Genomic DNA, 14,110 nt, shown 5'->3' on the forward strand with positions numbered 1-14,110 from the left:
CATGATCCAGAACGAGTCCCGCCTCAAGGTCGCTGACAACACCGGCGCCAAGGAAATCCTCACGATCCGCGTTCTCGGTGGTTCCAACCGCCGCTACGCCGGCGTGGGCGATGTCATCGTGGCGACCGTCAAGGACGCGATCCCGGGCGGCAACGTCAAGAAGGGCGACGTGGTCAAGGCTGTCGTCGTCCGCACCGTCAAGTCGACCCGTCGGCCCGACGGTTCGTACATCAAGTTCGACGAGAACGCCGCCGTCATCCTGAAGAACGACGGGGAGCCCCGCGGCACCCGCATCTTCGGCCCGGTCGGTCGTGAGCTTCGCGACAAGAAGTTCATGAAGATCGTCTCGCTGGCACCGGAGGTCATCTGATCATGGCGCACATCAAGAAGGGTGACCTGGTTCAGGTCATCAGCGGCCGCAAGCAGGACAAGGGCGGCGACCGCGGCAAGCAGGGCGAGGTCCTCGAGGTCCTCGTCGAGCAGAACCGCGTCGTCGTGCAGGGCGTGAACTACGTCACGAAGCACTCCCGTGTCGGTCAGTCGCAGCGCGGCACCAAGACGGGCGGCATCGAGACGATGGAAGCCCCGATCCACATCTCCAACGTGGCGCTGGTCGACCCGTCGACCAAGAAGCCGACCCGTGTCGGTCACCGCGTCGAGGAGCGGACCAAGGACGGCGTCAAGCGCACCGTCCGCGTCCGTTACGCCAAGAAGAGCGGCAAGGACCTCTGAACATGAGCAACGCAACTGCCGCGGCGGCTGGCAAGATCCAGCCCCGCCTGAAGCAGAAGTACCAGAGCGAGATCAAGAAGGCTCTGCAGGAGGAGTTCGGTTACGCGAACGTCATGCAGATCCCCGGTCTCGTCAAGGTCGTCGTCAACACCGGTGTCGGTGAGGCTGCGCGCGACAGCAAGGTGATCGATGGTGCGGTCGACGACCTCACCAAGATCACCGGCCAGAAGCCGGTCGTCACCAAGGCCCGCAAGTCCATCGCGCAGTTCAAGCTGCGTGAGGGCCAGGCCATCGGTGCCCACGTCACCCTTCGCGGTGACCGCGCGTGGGAGTTCGTCGACCGCCTCGTCAACCTGGCGCTGCCCCGCATCCGCGACTTCCGTGGACTCTCGGCTGCCCAGTTCGACGGCAACGGCAACTACACCTTCGGTCTCCAGGAGCAGTCCGTGTTCCACGAGATCAACCAGGACAAGATCGACCGCGTCCGCGGTTTCGACATCACGATCGTGACGACGGCCAAGACGGATGACGAGGGTCGGGCGCTGCTGAAGCACCTCGGCTTCCCGTTCAAGTCGGCCGACGCTCAGGCGTGATCCGATAAGATCGATCGTTCGGCCTCGGGGCGTGCTCCGGGGCCGAACGACTGCACAACTGAATATTGCTCATTCATAGAAGGTCGGCTGTCGTGTAACGGCAGTCGAAACCTCATGACTAAAGGAACATACTCATGACGATGACAGACCCGGTCGCAGACATGCTGACCCGTCTGCGCAACGCGAACTCCGCGCACCACGACTCCGTCGCGCTGCCGAGCTCGAAGCTCAAGACGCACATCGCCGAGATCCTCCAGCAGGAGGGCTACATCTCCGGCTGGGAGGTCTCCGACGCTCGTGTCGGCCAGACCCTCACCCTCACCCTCAAGTACGGCCCGAACCGCGAGCGGTCGATCGCCGGAATCAAGCGCGTCTCGAAGCCCGGCCTCCGCGTCTACGCGAAGTCGAACGAGCTTCCCAAGGTCCTCGGTGGCCTCGGTGTCGCGATCCTGTCCACCTCCTCTGGCCTCCTCACGGACCGCCAGGCCGAGCAGAAGGGCGTCGGCGGGGAAGTCCTCGCCTACGTGTGGTGATCTGACATGTCGCGTATTGGACGTCTTCCCATCGACATCCCCGCCGGCGTGACCGTTTCGGTCTCCGGCCAGGACGTCGCCGTCAAGGGCCCCAAGGGTGAGCTCAGCCTCACCGTTGCACAGCCCATCGAGGTCAAGGTCGAGGAGAACCAGGTTCTGGTCTCCCGCCCCGATGACGAGCGCGAGTCCCGTGCTCTCCACGGGCTGACCCGCACCCTCATCAACAACAACATCATCGGCGTGACCCAGGGCTACACCAAGGGCCTCGAGGTCGTCGGCACGGGTTACCGCGTCGCTCAGAAGGGCACGGCGGTCGAGTTCGCTCTCGGCTTCTCGCACCCCGTCCTGGTCGAGGCTCCCGCGGGCATCACGCTCACCGTCGAGGGCAACAACAAGGTGACCGTCGCCGGTATCTCGAAGCAGGCCGTCGGCGAGGCAGCTGCCAACATCCGCAAGATCCGCAAGCCCGAGCCGTACAAGGGCAAGGGTGTGCGGTACGCGGGCGAGGTCGTTCGCCGCAAGGCCGGAAAGAGTGGTAAGTAACCATGGCTCTTAAGTCGAAGTCCGACGCACGTTCGCGTCGTCACCTCCGTCTTCGCAAGAAGATCGTGGGCTCCGAGGTGCGTCCGCGCCTCGTCGTGACCCGCTCCGCCCGCCACGTCTTCGTTCAGCTCGTCGACGACAGCAAGGGCACCACGCTGGCGTCCGCCTCGACCCTCGAGTCGGACCTGCGCACGTTCGACGGTGACAAGACCGCCAAGGCCCGCAAGGTCGGCGAACTCGTTGCTGAGCGTGCCAAGGCTGCCGGCATCGAGACGGTCGTGTTCGACCGCGGCGGCAACCGCTACGCGGGCCGCGTCGCTGCGATCGCCGATGGCGCTCGCGAAGGAGGTCTGAAGCTGTGACCGAGAACAAGGAGAACGAAGTGACCGCGACCGAGCAGCCCGCTGCGGCTGCGGCTACGGCCGAGGCTCCCGCCGAGCGTGAGCGCGAGCCGCGCCGCGGTGGCCGCGAGCGCAGCCAGACCCGCGACCGCAACTCGCGCGACCGGGGCGACAACCAGTTCCTCGAGCGCGTCGTCACGATCAACCGTGTGTCCAAGGTCGTCAAGGGTGGTCGTCGCTTCAGCTTCACCGCACTCGTCGTCGTGGGCGACGGCAACGGTCTCGTCGGTGTCGGCTACGGCAAGGCGCGCGAAGTCCCCCTCGCCATCTCCAAGGGTGTCGAAGAGGCCAAGCGCAACTTCTTCCGGGTGCCGCGCGTCGGCTCCAGCATCCCCCACCCCGTCCAGGGTGAGGCTGCTGCCGGTGTCGTGCTGCTCCGTCCGGCTGCTGCCGGTACCGGGGTTATCGCCGGTGGTCCGGTCCGCGCCGTCCTCGAGTGCGCCGGCATCCACGATGTGCTGTCGAAGTCGCTCGGTTCGTCGAACACGATCAACATCGTGCACGCGACCGTTGCGGCGCTGAAGCAGCTCGAAGAGCCGCGCGCCGTCGCCGCTCGTCGTGGTCTCGACTTCGACCAGGTCGCGCCCGCGCGTCTTGTTCGTGCCGAGGCTGACGCCGCCAAGGCTGCAAAGGTGGGTGCATGATGGCTGCTCGTCTGAAGGTGACCCAGGTCAAGTCCAAGGTGAGCGAAAAGCAGAACCAGCGTGACACGCTGCGTTCGCTCGGTCTTAAGCGGATCAACGACTCCGTCGTTCGTCCCGATGACGCGCAGACGCGCGGTTACATCAAGACCGTCGCGCACCTCGTGAAGGTTGAGGAGATCGACTGATGGCTGAGAAGAAGGACGAGACGGTCGAGACCGTCGAGCCCAAGGCCAAGAAGCCGGCAACCCGGAAGGCTGCGGCCAAGCCCGCCGCCGACAAGGCTGCCCCGAAGAAGGATGCGGCACGCCCCGGCGTGCTGAAGGTCCACCACCTGCGTCCGGTCCCCGGATCCAACGTCGCGAAGACCCGTGTCGGTCGCGGTGAGGGTTCCAAGGGTAAGACGTCGGGCCGCGGTACCAAGGGCACGAAGGCTCGTTACCAGGTCAAGGTGGGCTTCGAGGGTGGGCAGATGCCCCTCCACATGCGTACGCCGAAGCTGCGCGGGTTCAAGAACCCGTTCCGCGTCGAGTACCAGGTGGTCAACCTCGACAAGCTCGCGGAGCTGTACCCCAATGGTGGCGACGTCACCATCACGGATCTGGTCGCCAAGGGCGCCGTCCGCAAGAACGAGAAGGTCAAGGTGCTCGGCACCGGCGACATCTCGGTCGCGCTGACGGTCTCCGTCGACAAGGTCTCGGGATCGGCCGAGCAGAAGATCGTCGCCGCTGGCGGTTCGATCAAGTAATCACGTGCCAGGGGCCGGAGGGTAACCTCCGGCCCCTGTTGCCGTATGTTGGAGTGCGGCCCGTCTGGGCGGGCCCGGCATCCCACTGGAGGAAATCCCCTTGTTCAGCGCCATCGCGCGGGTCTTCCGCACCCCGGATCTGCGTCGGAAGATCGGTTTCACGCTCGGCATCATCGCCATCTACCGATTCGGCGCGCACATCCCGGCTCCGTTCGTCGACTTCCCGAACGTGAAGACCTGTCTCGACCAGTCGGGCTCCACGCAGGGCCTCCTGTCGCTGGTCAACCTCTTCTCCGGCGGCGCCCTGCTGCAGCTGTCGATCTTCGCCCTCGGTGTCATGCCGTACATCACGGCGACGATCATCGTTCAGCTCCTGCGCGTCGTCATCCCTCACTTCGAGACGCTGTACAAGGAAGGCCAGGCCGGTCAGGCCAAGCTGACCCAGTACACCCGGTACCTGACGATCGCGCTGGCGCTGCTTCAGTCGACCACTCTCGTCACCGTGGCCCGTTCGGGCCAGCTCTTCGGCATCTCCGGTGTCGCCGAGTGCCAGCAGCTCCTCACCGATGAGGCCTGGTGGGCACAGCTCCTCATGATCGCCACCCTCACCGCGGGCACCGGCCTCATCATGTGGATGGCCGAGCTCGTCACCGAGCGCGGCATCGGCAACGGCATGTCCCTCCTCATCTTCACCTCGATCGCGGCGACGTTCCCGTCCGCGCTGTGGAGCATCGCCGTCGCGCGCAGCTTCGAGATCTTCCTCCTCGTCCTGGCCGTCGGCATCGCCACCGTCGCGCTCGTCGTCTTCGTCGAGCAGTCGCAGCGACGCATCCCGGTACAGTACGCGAAGCGCATGGTCGGTCGCCGGACGCTCGGCGGCAGCAACACCTACATCCCGATCAAGGTGAACATGGCCGGCGTCGTGCCCGTCATCTTCGCCTCCTCGCTGCTGTACATCCCGGCGCTGATCGCGCAGTTCAACGCCAACCCGGCGGCGGACGGCAGCGTCCCCGGTTGGGTGTCCTGGATCCAGGCGAACTTCGTCAACGGTGACCACCCGCTGTACATGGCGGTGTACTTCCTCCTCATCATCGGGTTCACCTACTTCTACGTCGCGATCACGTTCAACCCCGTCGAGGTCGCCGACAACATGAAGAAGTACGGCGGGTTCATCCCCGGCATCCGTGCGGGTCGTCCCACGGCCGAGTACCTCGACTACGTCCTGACCCGCATCACCCTGCCGGGTTCCATCTACCTGGGCCTCATCGCCCTGCTTCCCCTTCTCGCCCTCGCCACGGTCGGCGCCAACCAGAACTTCCCGTTCGGCGGCGCCTCGATCCTGATCATCGTCGGCGTCGGTCTCGAGACCGTGAAGCAGATCGACGCCCAGCTCCAGCAGCGCCACTACGAAGGACTCCTCCGATGACGCAGACCCCCGCCCGCCTCCTGATCATCGGCCCGCAAGGTTCGGGCAAGGGGACGCAGGGGGCCCGGATCGCCGATCTGCTCGGCATCCCGACCGTCTCCACCGGAGACGTCTTCCGCGCGAACGTCAAGGACGGCACCGAGCTCGGGCTGAAGGTCAAGGCACTGATCGACGCCGGCGACCTGGTTCCGGATGACCTGACGAGTGAGATCGTCCGCGACCGGCTGGAGCAGGAGGATGCCGCAGAGGGCTTCCTCCTCGATGGGTACCCGCGGAACCTCGGCCAGGTCGGCGACCTGGATGCGTTCCTCGACGGGCGAGGTGAGCCGCTCACCGCGGTCATCGAGCTCTCGGTTCCCCGGGACGAGTCGATCGCGCGGCTCTCGCGTCGCGCGGCCGAGCAGGATCGGTCCGACGACAACGAGGAGTCGATCGCCAAGCGGCTCTCGATCTACGAGTCCGAGACGGCACCCATCCTCGACGTCTACCGCGAGCGCGGCATCGTCGACGAGATCGACGGTGTGGGCTCGCTCGACGAGATCACCGAGCGCATCGCGGCGGCCCTCGCAGCGCGCGGCATCACCGCCTGATGGTGTTCCGCCGCTCCATCTACAAGACTCCCGCGCAGCTGCGCGCGATGGTCGCCCCCGGCCTCATCACGGCGGCTGCGCTGGATGCGGTGCGTCCGGCGGTCCGAGCCGGTGTCACGACGGCCGAGCTCGACGGGATCGCGGAGGCGACGATCGTCGCTCGCGGTGCGGAGTCGAACTTCCAGCTCGTCCGCGGCTACCGCCACACGACCTGCATCTCGGTCAACCAGGAGGTCGTCCACGGCATCCCCGGCGACCGTGTCCTGCAGCCGGGCGACATCGTCTCGATCGACTGCGGTGCGCAGTTCGAGGGGTGGAACGGCGACTCGGCCATCACGATCGTCGTCCCGGATCCGGAGCGGCCTGAGCTCGTCGCGCGTCGGCAGCGACTGTCCGATGTGACCGAGGGGTCGCTGTGGGCCGGCATCGCCGCGTTGGCCTCGGCGTCACGCGTCGGTGAGATCGGCGACGCCGTGCAGACCTACGTCGAGTCGTCAGGGGAGGGCTACGGCATCCTTCGCGACTACGTCGGACACGGGATCGGCCGCAAGATGCACGAGGGGCCGACCGTCTTCAACTACCGCGTCGAAGACCTCGGGCCCGAGGTGCGGCCCGGTCTGTGCGTCGCCATCGAGCCGATGATCGTCGGCGGAGACGAGGCGACCCTGGTCGAGGACGACGACTGGACCGTCAGCACCGTCGACGGTGAGGACGGCTCCCATTGGGAACATAGCGTCGCGGTGCACGATGGAGGCATCTGGGTGCTGACGGCACCCGACGGCGGTGCCGCGGGTCTCGCCGCTTTCGGTGTCACCCCGACCCCCATCTCCTGAGAGGACACGCTCATGGCCACCGCCACGCGCAAGACCAACTGGTTCGCGATCTGGATCAGCGTGGGGGTGGTGGTCGTCCTCGTGGGCCTCGTCGCCGTCGTCGCCGTGTTGAACTCCCGCGCGACCGACCCGGGTCCGGTGCCCGCGGCCAGCGGCATCAACCGGGAGACCGGTGCGATCACCTTCGGCAAGGGGCCCGACAAGGTGTCGACGTACGTCGACTTCATGTGCCCTTACTGCGGTCAGTTCGAAGAGGCAGAGGGTAAGACCATCTCGGGCCTGGTCGACGACGGCAGCATCACCCTCGAGGTCCACCCCGTCACGATCCTCGACCGTCTCTCGCAGGGCACCGAGTACTCGAGCCGTGCGGCATCCGCCATGTACGCCGTCGCCGAGGCCGACCCGGGCAACGCCTACGCGTTCTTCCGGGCTCTGTACGACAACCAGCCCAAGGAGCAGACCCCGGGCCTGACCGACGACGAGCTGATCTCGCTCGCCAAGGACTCCGGCGTGAAGATGACCGCGAAGCTCGAGAAGGCGATCAAGGACCACGAGTACAAGAGCTTCGCGCAGTCGCAGGAGCTCCCCGAAGGCGCCACCGGCACGCCGACGCTCCTGGTCAACGACCAGATCGTGCCGGTCACCTACGACGCTCAGAAGGACATCGTCGCCAACCTCACGTCGCGCTGACCGGTAGCCCCCGGCGCGTGACGCGCCCGAGTGGCGGGGTGGTCCGATATCACGTACACTAAATCTTTGGTGCGTTGCGCCTGTTTCGGCGTGTCACCACAATCCCCACTCACCGCAGACCGACCGGTCTGCCAACTGTAAGCGAGCGTATGGCCAAGAAAGACGGTGTCATCGAGATCGAGGGCGTGATCTCCGAGGCTTTGCCGAACGCGATGTTCCGCGTCGAGCTCAGCAACGGTCACAAGGTCCTGGCCACGATCTCCGGCAAGATGCGGCAGAACTACATCCGCATCATCCCCGAAGACCGCGTGGTCGTGGAGCTGTCGCCCTACGACCTGACCCGCGGCCGCATCGTCTACCGCTACCGCTAGACCGGTCGAGAAGTAACGCCGCGCTCGTCAGAGCGTCGGCGAAGACAGCGAATCAGGAACATCATGAAGGTCAACCCCTCCGTCAAGCCCATCTGCGACCACTGCAAGGTCATCCGCCGCCACGGCCGCGTCATGGTCATCTGCAAGTCGAACCCGCGTCACAAGCAGCGCCAGGGCTGATGGGATGCCGCGCCTCGCGCGGCCCGCAGGCTCACAACTGAATACATCTCGGCAGGATCAGAACCCGCTCAGCGGGGGACACCTCGGGTCGGAGGCCCGGGCACCGATCCTGCTCCACACCTCCACCGACTCCTAGGAGACATCGCATGGCACGTCTTGCCGGCGTTGACATCCCGCGCGACAAGCGCGTGGTGATCGCCCTCACCTACATCTACGGCATCGGCCGTACCCGCTCCGTCGAGATCCTCACCTCGACCGGTATCGACGAGTCGATCCGCGTCAAGGACCTCAGCGACGAGCAGCTGGTCGCTCTCCGCGACCACATCGAAGGCACCTACAAGGTGGAAGGTGACCTCCGCCGCGAGGTCGCCGCTGACATCCGCCGCAAGGTCGAGATCGGCTCGTACGAGGGCATCCGCCACCGTCGCGGCCTGCCTGTGCGCGGCCAGCGCACGAAGACCAACGCGCGTACCCGCAAGGGTCCCAAGCGCACCGTCGCCGGCAAGAAGAAGGCGCGCTAAAGCGCCGCCGCCACAGGTTTAGGAGAACACTCACATGGCACAGGCCAAGTCCGCAGCGCGCAAGCCGCGCCGCAAGGAGAAGAAGAACATCGCGTTGGGCCAGGCCCACATCAAGTCGACGTTCAACAACACGATCGTTTCGATCACCGACCCCTCGGGTGCGGTCATCAGCTGGGCCTCCTCGGGTGGCGTCGGCTTCAAGGGTTCGCGCAAGTCGACCCCGTACGCCGCCGGCATGGCCGCCGAGTCCGCTGCGCGTCAGGCGCAGGAGCACGGCGTCAAGAAGGTCGACGTCTTCGTCAAGGGTCCCGGCTCGGGCCGCGAGACCGCGATCCGTTCGCTGACCGCTGCCGGCCTCGAGGTCGGTTCGATCCAGGACGTCACGCCCCAGGCCCACAACGGCTGCCGTCCCCCGAAGCGCCGCCGCGTCTGATCCTCGACGGATGCCGGGGGTGGCGACGCGAGTCGCGCCCCGGCATCCCGGACACAACTCAACACTTCACCAATTGCACGTGTCATATAGCGGTCACGTGATTGAAAGGAACACATAGTGCTCATTGCACAGCGTCCCACTCTGACCGAGGAGAAGGTCGGCGACTTCCGTAGTCGATTCGTCATCGAGCCCCTGGAGCCCGGCTTCGGCTACACGATCGGCAACGCGCTGCGTCGCAGCCTGCTGTCGTCGATCCCCGGTGCCGCGGTCACCAGCATCCGCATCGACGGCGTGCTGCACGAGTTCAGCACGGTCCCGGGTGTGAAGGAAGATGTCACCGAGATCATCCTGAACATCAAGCAGCTCGTGGTGTCGAGCGAGCGCGACGAGCCCATCACGGCGTACCTGCGCAAGACGGGTGCCGGCGAGGTCACGGCCGCAGACATCTCCGCTCCGGCGGGTGTCGAGGTCCACAACCCCGACCTGGTCATCGCGACGCTCAACGACTCGGCGAAGTTCGAGCTCGAGCTGACGATCGAGCGTGGCCGCGGCTACGTCTCGGCCACGCAGAACCGCAACGAGTACGCCGAGGCCGGTCAGATCCCGATCGACTCGATCTACTCGCCCGTCCTCAAGGTCAGCTACCGCGTCGACGCCACCCGTGCCGGTGAGCGCACCGACTTCGACAAGCTCGTCCTGGACGTCGAGACCAAGTCGTCGATCAGCCCCCGCGACGCCGTCGCATCGGCCGGTCGCACGCTGGTCGAGCTGTTCGGTCTCGCCCGCGAGCTGAACGTCGAGGCCGAGGGCATCGAGATCGGCCCCGCGCCGGTCGCCGAGGTCCTGACCAACGAGCTCTCGATGCCGATCGAGGACCTCGACCTGTCGGTCCGGTCGTACAACTGCCTCAAGCGCGAAGGCATCAACACGGTGTCCGAGCTCGTCGCCCTCTCGGAGACGCAGCTCATGAACATCCGCAACTTCGGTCAGAAGTCGGTCGACGAGGTCAAGGACAAGCTTGTCTCGCTCGGTCTGTCGCTGAAGGACTCGGTCCCCGGGTTCGACGGCTCGCACTTCTACGGCGGCTACGACGACGAGACCGTCTGATCGGATCTCGGTTCGCCGGGTCCTTTTGACTGACTTTCATTCCCAGGAGTAATTGACATGCCCAAGCCCACGAAGGGTGCCCGCCTCGGAGGCGGCCCCGCACACGAGCGTCTGATGCTGGCGAACCTCGCCGCTTCGCTGTTCACGCACAAGTCGATCACGACGACCGAGACCAAGGCCAAGCGCCTGCGTCCGTTCGCCGAGCGTCTCGTGACGTTCGCCAAGCGCGGCGACCTGCACGCCCGCCGCCGCGTCCTCGCGGTCATCGGCGACAAGAGCGTCGTGCACGAGCTGTTCGCCGAGATCGCCCCGCTGGTGGCCGAGCGTGAGGGTGGCTACACCCGTATCACGAAGGTCGGCAACCGCAAGGGTGACAACGCCCCCATGGCCGTGATCGAGCTCGTCCTCGAGCCCGTCACCCCGAAGGCGAAGTCCACCAAGAAGGCTGCTCCGGCCGCTGCCGCTCCGGCTGCTGCCGAGGAGCCCGCGGTCGAGGAGACCGAGGTCGAGACGCCCGCTGAGGACGCCGCTGCCGGTGCCGAGTCGCCCGAGGAGGGCGCTGCTGCCGAAGCCACCGCCGAGGACGCCGTCGCGTCTGAGGACGAGAAGGCCGACGAGGCCAAGTAAGGCTCCCTCTTCGGAGGGAATCCGAGGGCCCGCCCCCGTTTCGGGGCGGGCCCTTTCTCGTACCCTGCGCCGTGCACGTGTCATGGCAGGGCGAGCGGATGCCGTGGCTGCGGCGCCAGCGCGGGTGCGGTCAGCGCGCGCGGTGGAAGGTGTCGCCGACGGCCCACTGGGCGAGCTCGAGCCGGTACTGCAGTTGTGCGCGGCCGTTCTCGACACCGTCGATGGTGGAGGCGACCGCGGCGGCGTAGCGCGCACCTCCGGTGGCGCCGGGGTGGATGCCGTCGCCCGCCAGCAGGTCTTCGTGGCCGCTGATCGCGCCCGACCAGTCGGCGACGGCGACGCCCGGCGTCCGGGCGGCGAAGTCCCGCAGCTCGTCGTTGACGCCGGGGATCCAGTCCCGCGGCGCATGCGCCGTGACGAGGACGAGCGTGCGGTCGGCGCCGACATCCTTCTTCAGCCGCGCCAGGTCATCGGGGTCGACCGGCCCGTTGGTGCCGAGTCCCACGACGACGAAGTCGCGCAACTCGCCACGGGCGGCGAGACGGTCGACGATGGCGACGCCGGCGCTCATCGACCGTGAGACCTTGGCGTCGATGGCGACACCCGGCATCTGCTCGATCAGTCCTCGGGCAGAGGCGAGCATGACGGAGTCGCCGACGGCGGTGACGCGGGTTCCGGCGACGCGGGCGGGCGCCGGGGGAGCGGGGCGGCCGTCGGGGGCGACGCAGAATCCGTCGTCGTCGGCGAGGTGCGCCGAGGGGCATTCGGGGCGGAGCATCGGATCGTCGGTCAGGATCGCGGCGCCGGGGAGGGTCGCGTGCTGCGGGCCCGCGGAGTCCGCGTCGAGCGCCGCCTGACCGTCTTGCACGACCACCTCGCTCGAGGCCATGGGCGGAGCGTCGGCGACGGCGGCGGTCGTCCCCGCCGCCACGAGCAGGCCTGCAGCGACCGCGGTGGTCGCGGCGAGGCGCCGGATCGGTCCGCCGCGGAACGCTCGGGTCAGCGACCGCAGCGCGGCTCGCAAGCCGAGGCGACGGACGGGCTGCTCGACGAAGCGGTACGACACCTCGGCCGCGAGCACCGTCAGGGCGAGGGTAAGGAGTGCGACCTCGACCGGCACCGCGACGTCGGGGGAGGTACGGGTCGTCGCGACGGTGAGGAGGACGACGAGCGGCCAGTGCCACAGATAGATCCCGAACGAGCGCTCCCCGATCCACCGCAGCGGCGGGGTGTCGAGCAGTCGCCCCAGCGTCGAGGCGGAACGCACCGCCGCCGCGATGGCCACTGCCGTCAGAACGGATGCCGCCACGAGAAGCCCGGGGAATGTCTCCACGCCCGTTCCGGGCGTCACGAAGGCGAGCCCGACGACCCCGACGACTGCCGCCCCGCCCACGACGCCGGGGACGCCGCGGGAGCGCTCGGAGGGGCGCAGGAACGCGAGGGCCACGCCGAGGAGCAGCCCGAAGGCGTGCGTGTCGGTGCCGTAGTAGACCCGCGTGGCGTCGCTGCTCGCAAGGGCGACGGCTGTCAGAGCGGATGCCGCGGCCAGAGCGATCGCGATCGCGACCCGGCCCCGCCGCAGCAGCAGGACGAACGGCAGGACGAGCGGCCAGAGCAGGTAGAACTGCTCCTCCACGGCGAGGGACCAGAGGTTCCGCAGCAGTTCGGGGGTGGAGGCATCGAATCCGCCGCCGAAGTAGGAGGACCCGGCAGCCACCGCGACCCAGTTGTAGGCGAAGGTCGCTGCACCCGCGAGCTGTCCGCCGAGCCCGACGAGGACGTCGCCGCCGACCATCCAGGCGAGGGAGGCGCAGACGAGGACCATGACCCCGATCGCGGGGAGCAGGCGCCGAGCCCGGCGGCGCCAGAAGTCCCACAGGCGGAGCCGGCCGTGCTCCTCGTGCTCGCGGACGAGGAGGGTGGTGATGAGGAATCCGGAGATCACGAAGAAGACGTCGACGCCGAGGAACCCCGCCGGGAGCGCGGGGAAGAGGTGGTAGACGACGACGAGCAGGACGGCGACGGCGCGGAGTCCGTCGAGTCCTGACAGGCGCGCGGAAGGGGTTCGGTTCATGTCGGGGGCAGACATCGGGGGAGGGCGATCACGGGCCGGGGGCGAAGGGCGGCATCCAGTCTAAAGAGCCACGCTGAGGACCGAGAGTCTCTTCCGGCGCGGCGCCTTCGCGGATAGGTTGGCAGCACCGAGACACGGACGAGCGCCGCAGACGTCACCGCGATCCGGCTGGCGCCTCGTTCCCAGGAAGGGACGGCCATCATGGCGGGGAACATCATCGTCGGAGTCACGGGCGCGGCGGTGTCGCGTCGGGCAGTGGACTGGGCGATCGAACGGGCGGCGCGGCGACGGCAGTCCATCGAGCTCCTCGCGGTCGTCGGGGGAGCCATTGGCGCCATCGGCGAGGCGGAGGTCCTCGGGGCGGCGCAGACCGCGACGCAGCAGCTGCTCGATGCAGAGGCGCGGCGGGTGACGGATGCCGGTGTCCCGGTGTCCACGCGGGTGGAGTCCGGCAACCCCGTCACGAAGCTCGTCGAGGCGTCGTCGGGAGCGGCGATGCTCGTGATCGGCAGCGACTACCGCGGCCCCGGCACCGGCCCGGCGCGCGGGGTCCATGGCATCCGGATCGCAGCCGGCGCGGCGTGCCCCGTCGTCGTGATCCCCGACCGGGACCTCGGCGAGGGGATGGGCGTGGTGGTCGGCGTCGACGGGTCGGACGTGTCGGAGCACGCGATCGAGTTCGCGGCATCCGAGGCCGACCGTCTCGGCGAGCCCCTCATCACGGTCAGCGTCTGGACTCCGGTGCACACACCGCGGAACGCGATGGAGGTCTACCCCGACCTCTACCTCGCGAACATGCAGTCCACGACCGAGGAGGTCCTGGCGTTGTCGCTCGCGGGGCTCTCGGCGCGCTACCCGGACCTGCGCATCATCCGCCGGGTGGAGCGGGGACACCCGTCCCACGTGCTCGCCGGTATCGCGGCGGATGCGCGCATGGTCGTCGTCGGCACTCACGGTCGGGGCGCTTTCGCTCGCTTCCTGCTCGGTTCGATCAGCCAGGAGCTGCTCTCGCACCTTCCGACGGTGACCGCCGTCGTCCGGTGACGCGCGGCGGCGGGGGACGTGCG

21 protein-coding genes are annotated in these 14,110 nt (G+C 67.6%); 20 read left to right on the top strand and 1 reads right to left on the bottom strand.

Annotation, left to right across the window (positions count from 1 at the left end):
• Position 1: 1 nt before the first annotated feature.
• The 19 genes from rplN to rplQ all read left to right on the top strand — a co-directional run bounded on the left by rplN (position 2) and on the right by rplQ (position 10,969).
• Positions 2 to 370 (top strand): 50S ribosomal protein L14, encoded by a 369-nt coding sequence (rplN, locus tag AC4NN1_RS12310; RefSeq protein ID WP_018187342.1) that lies wholly within the window; start codon positions 2 to 4, stop codon positions 368 to 370.
• A 2-nt stretch (positions 371 to 372) separates the two neighbouring features.
• Entirely contained in the window at positions 373 to 732 is a 360-nt protein-coding gene (gene rplX / locus AC4NN1_RS12315; protein ID WP_018187341.1) for a 50S ribosomal protein L24, read from the top strand.
• A gap of 2 nt (positions 733 to 734) precedes the next feature.
• Positions 735 to 1,325, top strand: coding sequence for a 50S ribosomal protein L5 (gene rplE / locus AC4NN1_RS12320; protein WP_018187340.1), 591 nt, complete (start codon positions 735 to 737; stop codon positions 1,323 to 1,325).
• 134 nt (positions 1,326 to 1,459) lie between these two features.
• On the top strand, positions 1,460 to 1,858 hold the full coding sequence (rpsH, locus tag AC4NN1_RS12325) for a 30S ribosomal protein S8 (protein WP_018187339.1): 399 nt from the start codon (positions 1,460 to 1,462) through the stop codon (positions 1,856 to 1,858).
• 6 nt (positions 1,859 to 1,864) lie between these two features.
• Positions 1,865 to 2,401, top strand: a complete 537-nt coding sequence (gene rplF, locus AC4NN1_RS12330) for a 50S ribosomal protein L6 (protein WP_018187338.1) — start codon at positions 1,865 to 1,867, stop codon at positions 2,399 to 2,401.
• Between the two features lie 2 nt (positions 2,402 to 2,403).
• Complete coding sequence (gene rplR / locus AC4NN1_RS12335; RefSeq protein ID WP_018187337.1) at positions 2,404 to 2,763, top strand: 50S ribosomal protein L18; 360 nt, start codon at positions 2,404 to 2,406, stop codon at positions 2,761 to 2,763.
• Entirely contained in the window at positions 2,760 to 3,446 is a 687-nt protein-coding gene (gene rpsE, locus AC4NN1_RS12340; protein ID WP_020098643.1) for a 30S ribosomal protein S5, read from the top strand. The genes rplR and rpsE overlap by 4 nt, the downstream gene beginning before the upstream one ends.
• On the top strand, positions 3,446 to 3,631 hold the full coding sequence (gene rpmD / locus AC4NN1_RS12345) for a 50S ribosomal protein L30 (protein WP_020098644.1): 186 nt from the start codon (positions 3,446 to 3,448) through the stop codon (positions 3,629 to 3,631). The genes rpsE and rpmD overlap by 1 nt, the downstream gene beginning before the upstream one ends.
• The gene (gene rplO, locus AC4NN1_RS12350; RefSeq protein WP_020098645.1) at positions 3,631 to 4,191 is read left to right on the top strand and encodes a 50S ribosomal protein L15; all 561 of its coding nucleotides are present in this window, start codon (positions 3,631 to 3,633) and stop codon (positions 4,189 to 4,191) included. Before rpmD ends, rplO begins: the two co-directional genes overlap by 1 nt.
• Before the next feature lie 100 nt (positions 4,192 to 4,291).
• Positions 4,292 to 5,617 (top strand): preprotein translocase subunit SecY, encoded by a 1,326-nt coding sequence (gene secY / locus AC4NN1_RS12355; RefSeq protein ID WP_020098646.1) that lies wholly within the window; start codon positions 4,292 to 4,294, stop codon positions 5,615 to 5,617.
• Positions 5,614 to 6,207 (top strand): adenylate kinase, encoded by a 594-nt coding sequence (locus AC4NN1_RS12360; RefSeq protein WP_491955473.1) that lies wholly within the window; start codon positions 5,614 to 5,616, stop codon positions 6,205 to 6,207. Before secY ends, AC4NN1_RS12360 begins: the two co-directional genes overlap by 4 nt.
• Entirely contained in the window at positions 6,207 to 7,040 is an 834-nt protein-coding gene (gene map, locus AC4NN1_RS12365; RefSeq protein WP_116227483.1) for a type I methionyl aminopeptidase, read from the top strand. The genes AC4NN1_RS12360 and map overlap by 1 nt, the downstream gene beginning before the upstream one ends.
• Positions 7,041 to 7,052: 12 nt before the next feature.
• Positions 7,053 to 7,730 (top strand): DsbA family protein, encoded by a 678-nt coding sequence (locus AC4NN1_RS12370; RefSeq protein WP_336124743.1) that lies wholly within the window; start codon positions 7,053 to 7,055, stop codon positions 7,728 to 7,730.
• A gap of 149 nt (positions 7,731 to 7,879) precedes the next feature.
• On the top strand, positions 7,880 to 8,101 hold the full coding sequence (infA, locus tag AC4NN1_RS12375; protein WP_017201569.1) for a translation initiation factor IF-1: 222 nt from the start codon (positions 7,880 to 7,882) through the stop codon (positions 8,099 to 8,101).
• A gap of 63 nt (positions 8,102 to 8,164) precedes the next feature.
• Positions 8,165 to 8,281, top strand: a complete 117-nt coding sequence (gene rpmJ / locus AC4NN1_RS12380) for a 50S ribosomal protein L36 (protein WP_005050492.1) — start codon at positions 8,165 to 8,167, stop codon at positions 8,279 to 8,281.
• Positions 8,282 to 8,427: 146 nt separating this feature from the next.
• Positions 8,428 to 8,802, top strand: coding sequence for a 30S ribosomal protein S13 (gene rpsM / locus AC4NN1_RS12385; RefSeq protein WP_018187329.1), 375 nt, complete (start codon positions 8,428 to 8,430; stop codon positions 8,800 to 8,802).
• Positions 8,803 to 8,836: 34 nt separating this feature from the next.
• A complete protein-coding gene (rpsK, locus tag AC4NN1_RS12390) occupies positions 8,837 to 9,235 on the top strand; it encodes a 30S ribosomal protein S11 (protein WP_018171470.1) in 399 nt (132 codons plus the stop codon).
• Positions 9,236 to 9,352: 117 nt separating this feature from the next.
• A complete protein-coding gene (locus AC4NN1_RS12395; protein ID WP_018187328.1) occupies positions 9,353 to 10,342 on the top strand; it encodes a DNA-directed RNA polymerase subunit alpha in 990 nt (329 codons plus the stop codon).
• A gap of 57 nt (positions 10,343 to 10,399) precedes the next feature.
• Complete coding sequence (gene rplQ / locus AC4NN1_RS12400) at positions 10,400 to 10,969, top strand: 50S ribosomal protein L17 (RefSeq protein ID WP_020098650.1); 570 nt, start codon at positions 10,400 to 10,402, stop codon at positions 10,967 to 10,969.
• Positions 10,970 to 11,099: 130 nt separating this feature from the next.
• Here rplQ and AC4NN1_RS12405 read toward each other — a convergent pair whose 3' ends face one another.
• Entirely contained in the window at positions 11,100 to 13,043 is a 1,944-nt protein-coding gene (locus AC4NN1_RS12405) for an acyltransferase family protein (RefSeq protein WP_491955474.1), read from the bottom strand.
• 201 nt (positions 13,044 to 13,244) lie between these two features.
• On the opposite strand from AC4NN1_RS12405, the gene AC4NN1_RS12410 reads away from it, so the two are divergent.
• Positions 13,245 to 14,087, top strand: coding sequence for a universal stress protein (locus AC4NN1_RS12410; protein WP_491955475.1), 843 nt, complete (start codon positions 13,245 to 13,247; stop codon positions 14,085 to 14,087).
• The last annotated feature ends 23 nt before the right edge of the window (positions 14,088 to 14,110 follow it).

The organism is Microbacterium sp. MDV22-iso44 (assembly GCF_058629135.1).

Excerpts from the sequence above, each read along its gene's own strand:
- rplN (WP_018187342.1), top strand. The coding sequence starts at position 2 with ATGATCCAGAACGAGTCCCGCCTCAAGGTCGCTGACAACACCGGCGCC.
- rplX (WP_018187341.1), top strand. The coding sequence starts at position 373 with ATGGCGCACATCAAGAAGGGTGACCTGGTTCAGGTCATCAGCGGCCGC.
- rplE (WP_018187340.1), top strand. The coding sequence starts at position 735 with ATGAGCAACGCAACTGCCGCGGCGGCTGGCAAGATCCAGCCCCGCCTG.
- rpsH (WP_018187339.1), top strand. The coding sequence starts at position 1,460 with ATGACGATGACAGACCCGGTCGCAGACATGCTGACCCGTCTGCGCAAC.
- rplF (WP_018187338.1), top strand. The coding sequence starts at position 1,865 with ATGTCGCGTATTGGACGTCTTCCCATCGACATCCCCGCCGGCGTGACC.
- rplR (WP_018187337.1), top strand. The coding sequence starts at position 2,404 with ATGGCTCTTAAGTCGAAGTCCGACGCACGTTCGCGTCGTCACCTCCGT.
- rpmD (WP_020098644.1), top strand. The coding sequence starts at position 3,446 with ATGGCTGCTCGTCTGAAGGTGACCCAGGTCAAGTCCAAGGTGAGCGAA.
- rplO (WP_020098645.1), top strand. The coding sequence starts at position 3,631 with ATGGCTGAGAAGAAGGACGAGACGGTCGAGACCGTCGAGCCCAAGGCC.
- AC4NN1_RS12360 (WP_491955473.1), top strand. The coding sequence starts at position 5,614 with ATGACGCAGACCCCCGCCCGCCTCCTGATCATCGGCCCGCAAGGTTCG.
- map (WP_116227483.1), top strand. The coding sequence starts at position 6,207 with ATGGTGTTCCGCCGCTCCATCTACAAGACTCCCGCGCAGCTGCGCGCG.
- AC4NN1_RS12370 (WP_336124743.1), top strand. The coding sequence starts at position 7,053 with ATGGCCACCGCCACGCGCAAGACCAACTGGTTCGCGATCTGGATCAGC.
- infA (WP_017201569.1), top strand. The coding sequence starts at position 7,880 with ATGGCCAAGAAAGACGGTGTCATCGAGATCGAGGGCGTGATCTCCGAG.
- rpmJ (WP_005050492.1), top strand. The coding sequence starts at position 8,165 with ATGAAGGTCAACCCCTCCGTCAAGCCCATCTGCGACCACTGCAAGGTC.
- rpsM (WP_018187329.1), top strand. The coding sequence starts at position 8,428 with ATGGCACGTCTTGCCGGCGTTGACATCCCGCGCGACAAGCGCGTGGTG.
- rpsK (WP_018171470.1), top strand. The coding sequence starts at position 8,837 with ATGGCACAGGCCAAGTCCGCAGCGCGCAAGCCGCGCCGCAAGGAGAAG.
- rplQ (WP_020098650.1), top strand. The coding sequence starts at position 10,400 with ATGCCCAAGCCCACGAAGGGTGCCCGCCTCGGAGGCGGCCCCGCACAC.
- AC4NN1_RS12405 (WP_491955474.1), bottom strand. The coding sequence starts at position 13,043 with ATGAACCGAACCCCTTCCGCGCGCCTGTCAGGACTCGACGGACTCCGC.
- AC4NN1_RS12410 (WP_491955475.1), top strand. The coding sequence starts at position 13,245 with ATGGCGGGGAACATCATCGTCGGAGTCACGGGCGCGGCGGTGTCGCGT.